This is a genomic window from Bradyrhizobium sp. IC4060, assembly GCF_020193715.1.
Lineage (GTDB): Bacteria > Pseudomonadota > Alphaproteobacteria > Rhizobiales > Xanthobacteraceae > Bradyrhizobium > Bradyrhizobium yuanmingense.
On record NZ_JADYVJ010000013.1, the window covers coordinates 186,122 to 192,578 of the forward strand.

At 64.3% G+C, this 6,457-nt stretch carries 4 protein-coding genes; all 4 read right to left on the bottom strand.

The genetic code is table 11. The features are described from left to right. Positions 1-89: 89 nt before the first annotated feature. On the bottom strand, positions 90-458 hold the full coding sequence (flaF, locus tag I6F16_RS31565) for a flagellar biosynthesis regulator FlaF (RefSeq protein WP_018642830.1): 369 nt from the start codon (positions 456-458) through the stop codon (positions 90-92). A 294-nt stretch (positions 459-752) separates the two neighbouring features. Further along, positions 753-3,047 (bottom strand): DUF1522 domain-containing protein, encoded by a 2,295-nt coding sequence (locus I6F16_RS31570; RefSeq protein ID WP_036027928.1) that lies wholly within the window; start codon positions 3,045-3,047, stop codon positions 753-755. A gap of 221 nt (positions 3,048-3,268) precedes the next feature. Then, entirely contained in the window at positions 3,269-5,548 is a 2,280-nt protein-coding gene (locus I6F16_RS31575) for a DUF1522 domain-containing protein (RefSeq protein ID WP_225114644.1), read from the bottom strand. Positions 5,549-5,877: 329 nt separating this feature from the next. Further along, the coding region (locus tag I6F16_RS31580; RefSeq protein WP_276573261.1) for a flagellin at positions 5,878-6,457 on the bottom strand (580 nt) is incomplete at its 5' end.

The following is a 6,457-nucleotide window of genomic DNA, read 5'->3' on the forward strand; positions in this document are numbered from 1 at the left end:
TGCCGAGGCAAGACCACTGGCCGCGATCAGCTCCTGCCTAAATTGCGAGTTTCGCCGATGTGCTCGTGATGCGACCATCACGAATTCCGTCACGGCCGTCCGGACAGCCCTGCCGCGATATTGCGGTTGATCTCGATCAGCGGACGGAAGTGATCGAACTGCGGGCTCATCTGCAGCGCGGCGGTCTGGCTCAACACGAACACGCTGATGTTGGCGATCTTCTGCCGGACGTCGATCGGCTGCGGATTGCTGTCGCGCATCGCCTCGCTCAGGAAGATGGTCCAGAGCTTGCGGTTGAACATCAGGGCCTGCATGGTCTGCTCGCTGAGCGGATCGGCGTTGTTCACCGCGTCCTGGAGCTTGTTGGCGGCCTTGAGCAGAGTCTGCGCCTCGATGTCGCGAGGAGATGCGGTGGTGGTTGCAACACGCGCATAAGCCGAGGCAGCGGAATTCGACATCAATCACACCCTGGAGGTTACCTAGCGCGTTGTACGCGCTTAAGGATTTCTTTCCCAACCCTAGGCAGCACCGCTTAAGATTTGCTTACGTATCGTGCTTGGAAGTACTCCGCAGAATTACGGGGCACGGAGTCCTTCGTCAGCGCAACGCTAGATCTACGCACGCACGATGTAAACTCGCCTGGCGTGATGCGCGTCGATCTCGGCTAATCTCGTCTTAGCGATCTTCCTCAAAAGAACGGCGGAGCATCAGCTCCGCCGCGTAATCTCGAATAGCGAAGTTGCGCTGCGGAATTAGCGGAGCAGCTGCAGCACGCTCTGTTGCGACTGGTTGGCCAGCGACAGCGCGGAGACCGCGATCGACTGGCGCGTCGACAGCGCCTGGCTGTTCGCCGCTTCCTCATTGGTGTCGGCAAGCGTCAGGTTGGCTGAGCCGGTCTGCAGCACGTTGATCAGGTTCTTGGAGAAGTCCTGACGCACCTGCACGATCGACAGGTTCGAACCGAGCGTGGAGCCTTGCGAACGCAACGTGCTCGAGGCCGCGTTCAGGCTGGCCAGCACCCTGTTGGTGGCACCGTTGTCGATGAAATCGACGCCGTTGACGAGATTGCTGAGACCGAGGCCCGCCGCATTGAACACCACGCCGTTGATGCTCAGCGTGGAGCTGCCGGTCTCGTTGAAGACCAGCTTCAGCGTGTCGCCATTGAGCAGGTTGACGCCGTTGAAGGAGGAGTCCTGCGAGGTCGTGTCGATCTGGGCCAGAATGTTGTTGAACTGGTTGACCAGGTTGGAGCGCGCGGTCTGCGCCACGGGATCCTGGACCGGCGGCTGCGCGGTGGTGAAGGCGAGAACGCCGGTGATCGTGCCGCCGACCGCGCCGCCCGCGATCGTCGAGCCGAGCGTCGAAGAGGCGTATTCATTGACGGTGGTCACCGTGAGCACGCCGTTGGCATCGATCGTGGCCGTCAGGTGATTGGCCTGAAGCTGCGCGTTGAGTTGGTCAAGCGTCTTGACGGTGCCGTTGGTGCCGTCGCCGAAGGTGACGTTGACAGGCGTGCCGCCGTTGAAGGAGGTGAAGGTCAGGGTCTTGCCGCTGATGCCGCCGACGCCCGAAGTGCGCGCCGCGGTGAAGGCCGTCGCCGTTCCCGTGTTGCCGCTGAGGCCGAAGGCGCTGAGCGCATTGCCGGTGCCGGTGATCGACAGGTCGGCATTGATGCCGGTCGAGAGCGCAAGCTGACCGCTGCTGTTGACCGACGACGGGATCTGGCCCGCGGTGGTCGAGATGGTTGCCGCGCCGTTGAAGATGCTGGCGGTCTTGACGCCGGTGGCGAGGTCGACCGCGTTAAGCAGATCGGTCAGCGTCGCGCTCTGGATGTAGACCGTCGAGTTACCGTTGCCGTCTGTGACGACGTTGCCGCTGACGCCATAGCCGGTGGCCACGCTCGCTGTCGATTGCGGCGTCTGCGCGTTCTTGAAGGTGATGGTCTTGCCGCCGATGTTCAGCGTCGAGCCGTCCTGGACCAGGGTGCCGAGCGAACCCGCGGTCGTCGAGCGGTTCGCGGTCACGTTCGCGTTGCCCGCGCCGGTCGCGGACGTCAGGCCGAGTGCTTTGAGGAAGTCGGCCTTGCCCGTCACGCTCAGATCGGCGCCGGTCGAACTCTTCAGCGTCACCGCGCCACCACCCGAGATGGACGATGCTACCTGAAGCGTGCCGACAGGGCCGGCCGAGCCGCTGACCGCGAATGTCGCCGCGCCTGCGCTGATGGTTGCGGTCTTGACGCCGCTGGCGAGGTCGATGGCGGTGAGGACGTCGTTGACGGTCGCTAGGGGCGCCGCCGCCGTTCCCTGATAAATGATTGAATTGCCGTTGCCATCGGTGGCGATGTGCCCGCTGGCGTCGAGGCCCCAGCCGGTCGGCTGGGCGCTCGGAGCAGCGCCGGTGCGGAACGTGATGGTCTTGCCGTTCACCGTGATGGTGTCGCCGTCCGCGGGCGGCGTGCCGAAGGTGGTCGATGCCGTGGTGCCGACCAGCGTCGCCGTGCCGGACAGCGCGGTGGTGCCGTCGGCGGCGAGCGCGGCCGTGCCGGTGAAGGTGCCGGCGGTCGAGCCGAGCGAGGCGCCGAGTGCGGCAGTTCCCGTGACCGGGGTCACGCCGCCGGCCGCGCCGGTATAGAGCACGTTGCTCTTCGCGGTCGCACTCGCATAGGAGGTCGTGCCGCGCAGGTCGGCCGGGGTCGCGCCGGGAATCGTGGTGGAGACGTTCGACTTGGTGGAATAGCCGACCGTGGTCTGCAGCGCCTGGTTGGCGATCGACTTGGCGCTGTCGATCAGTTTCTGCAGCGAGGTGATGCCTGTGTTGGCGGCCTGCAACACCTGGACGCCGTTATTGATGCCGTCGAGCAGGTTGCTGATGTCGCTCGCCCGGTTGTCCAGCCCCTGCGCCGTGAAGAAGTTGGTGGGATTGTCGAGCGCCGTGTTGACCTTCTTGCCGGTCGACAGCCGCTCCTGCGTCGTGGCCAGCAAGTCGGCCGTCGACTGCAGCGACAACAGGTTCTGGCGAACTGACGCCGAGAGAACGATGTTGGACATTGGCGAGTCTTCCTCTTGAACCGGATACGAATCGGCCGCGCGGACTGGAAAGCCGGCCTTTTGTCCAGTTTTAGGAGGTGTCCTTTAAAGTATGGTTAACGGCGGTTTAAGGGATAGGGTTAACCGCCGATGAACGCCCCTGCCCGCCCCCCGGACGCAAAGAAAAAGCGGCGGAGCCAAGGCCCCGCCGCTCGATTTTAGTCAGTGATTTCAGCCGCTTGTTAGCGGAGCAGCTGCAGCACGCTCTGCTGCGACGTGTTGGCCAGCGACAGCGCCGAGACCGCGATCGACTGCCGGGTCGACAGTGCCTGGCTGTTGGCCGCCTCAACATTGGTGTCGGCCAGGGTCAGGTTGGACGAGCCGGTCTGCAGCACGTTGATCAGGTTCTTGTTGAAGTCCTGACGGATCTGCACCACCGAGAGGTTCGAGCCGAGGCTCGAGGCCTGCGAGCGCAGCGTGCTCGATGCGGCGTTGAGGTTGGTCAGCACCCGGTTGGCGGCGGCGTTGTCGATGAAGTCGACGCCGACCGTCAGCGAGGCGAGGCCGAGACCCTTGGAATTGTAGGTCACGCCGGTGATGTTCAGGCTCGACTTGGCGGTCTCGTCGAACACCAGCTTGAGCTGGTCGCCGTTCAAGAGGTTGACGCCGTTGAACGAGGAGTCCTGCGCGGTGGTGTCGATCTGGTTGAGGATATTGTTGAACTGAGTCACCAGATTGGCACGCGCCGTCTGGGCAACGCCATCCTGGACAGGCGTGGAAGCGGTCGAGAAGGTCAGGGCCGAGGTGAGCGTGCCGCCGATCGCACCGCCGGCAGCCGTCGAGCCGAGCGTCGAGGACGCATAGTCGTTGGAGGCGGTGATGGTCAGCAGGCCGTTGGCGTCGATCGTTGCGGACAGGTTGTTGGCCTGCAGCTTGGTGTTGAGTTGATCGAGCGTCTTGATCGTGCCGTTGGTGCCGTCGCCGAAGGTGACGTTGACCGCCGTGCCGCCGTTGAAGGAGGTGAAGGTCAGGGTCTTGCCGGCGATGCCGCCGATACCGGAGGTGCGTGCCGCGGTGAACGCGGTCGCATTACCGGTGTTGCCGGCGAGGCCGAACACGTTCAGCGCATTGCCGGTGCCGGTGATCGACAGATCAGCGTTGACGCCGGTCGAGATCTTGAGCTGACCGGACGTATTGATCGTCGAGTTGGACTGGCCGGTGGCCGTCGCAAGCGTGGCAACGCCGGCGGCGCTGATGGTCGCGGTCTGCACGCCGGTGGCGAGGTCGATCGCCTTCAGCACGTCGTTGACCGTACCGGCCTGCAGATAGACGGTCGAGTTGCCGTTGCCGTCGGTGACGACGTTGCCGTTGACACCGAAGCCGCTCGGAACGCTGGGAGCACCGGTCGAGCCCGGAACCGGCGCGTTCTTGAAGGTGATGACGTGACCGTTGACGTTCAGCGTCGAACCGTCGGTGATCGTCGCACCCAGCGAGGCCGCGCTCGTGGTCCGGTTGACGTTGACAGTGGCGTTGCCTGCACCTGTCGACGTCGTCAGGGCGAGAGCCTTGAGCAGGTCGGCCTTGCCGGTGACGCTCAGATCCGCGCCTGTCGAGCTCCTCAGCGTGACGGCGCCCGCAGCGACGGTCGAAGCGGTCTGGCCGTTGCTCGTGGCGATCGTCGCCGCACCCGAGGTGATCGAGACCGTCTTGACGCCGCTTGCCAGATCGATCGCGCTCAACAGGTCGTTGACGGTCGCTGCCGGCGTGCCGTTGGTGCCGAGATAGACGGTGCTGTTGCCATTGCCGTCGGTGACGATGTTGCCGCTGACGCCCGAGCCGGCCGGAACGGAGGACGCGCCCGGAGCCGAGCCGCTGCGGAAGGTGATGGTCTTGCCGTTCACGGTCAGCGTGTCGCCGTCGGCAGGCTGGGCGTTGCCGGCGAGGCCGGTCGCGGTCGTGCCGTTGGTGGCGATCAGGGTCATGGTGCCGGTCAGCGCCGTGGTGCCGTCGCCGGCCGTTGCGCCCGTGCTGGCGAAGACGCCGATGGTGGCGCCGAGCGTGCTGGTGCCGTTCGCCGCCGTGGTGCCGCCGGCGGTGCCGTTATACAGCACGTTGCTGCTCGCCGTCGCGCTGGCGAACGAAGTCGTGCCGCGCAGGTCCGCCGCCGTCGCACCGGCGATCGTGGTCGAAACGTTCGACTTGGTGGAGTAGCCGACGGTGGTCTGCAGCGCCTGGTTGGCGATCGACTTGGCGCTGTCGATCAGCTTCTGCAGCGAGGTCAGGCCGGTGTTGGCGGCCTGCAGCACCTGCACGCCGTTGGCGATGCCGTCGAGCAGATTGTTGATGTCGCTGGCGCGGTTGTCGAGCGACTGGGCCGTGAAGAAGTTGGTGGGATTGTCCAGGGCCGAGTTGACGCTCTTGCCGGTCGACAGACGGTTCTGTGTGGTGGCGAGAAGATCGGCGGTGGACTGGAGAGACAGGAGGTTCTGACGAACCGACGCAGAGAGAACAATACCGGACATGACTCTTACCCTTCTGGCTTACGCGTCTTCGTTCGATCGCTTCCGGATCGAGTGACGGGGCCAGCGTGCCGTGACATGGCTAACAAAGGGTGAAACGCATGAAGCCCGCATAAGCGCCGGTTCACCATAAGCGAGCGGACCGTGCGCGCACGGCGCGCAATCCATCTGAAATCATTGGCAATTCCTGGCGACTACGATCCATTAACCATAACCGCTGGTTACTTTTTCGAGCGGCGCCTGCTCTCTCGAAATCTCCGAACAGTGCGCAAAAAGAAAGCGGCGGGGCCGAAGCCCCGCCGCCGTAATCGTCTTGCGATGTCGTCCGCGCCTTAGCGGAGCAGCTGCAGCACGCTCTGCTGCGACTGGTTGGCCAGCGACAGCGCGGAGACCGCGATCGACTGACGGGTCGACAGCGCCTGGCTGTTGGCCGCCTCAACATTGGTGTCGGCCAGGGTCAGGTTGGACGAGCCGGTCTGCAGCACGTTGATCAGGTTCTTGTTGAAGTCCTGACGGACCTGCACAATCGTCAGGTTCGAGCCGAGGCTCGAGGCCTGCGAGCGCAGCGTGCTCGAGGCGGCGTTGAGGTTGGTCAGCACCTTGTTGGTGGCAGCGTTGTCGATGAAGTCGACACCGCTGGTCAGCGAGGCGAGGCCCAGACCCTTGGAGTTGTAGGTCACGCCGGTGATGCTGAGGCTCGACTTTGCAGTCTCGTCGAACACCAGCTTGAGCTGGTCGCCGTTCAAGAGGTTGACGCCGTTGAACGAGGAGTCCTGCGCGGTCGAGTCGATCTGGTTCAGGATGTTGTTGAACTGAGACACCAGGTTCGCACGCGAGGTCTGCGCGACGACGTCCTGGACGGGGCTGGAAGCCGTCGAGAACGTCAGCGACGAGGTCAGCGTGCCGCCGATC

Bases quoted from the DNA above. Each gene is read 5' to 3' on its own strand.
- I6F16_RS31575 (WP_225114644.1), bottom strand. From the start codon at position 5,548: ATGTCCGGTATTGTTCTCTCTGCGTCGGTTCGTCAGAACCTCCTGTCT.
- I6F16_RS31570 (WP_036027928.1), bottom strand. From the start codon at position 3,047: ATGTCCAACATCGTTCTCTCGGCGTCAGTTCGCCAGAACCTGTTGTCG.
- flaF (WP_018642830.1), bottom strand. From the start codon at position 458: ATGTCGAATTCCGCTGCCTCGGCTTATGCGCGTGTTGCAACCACCACC.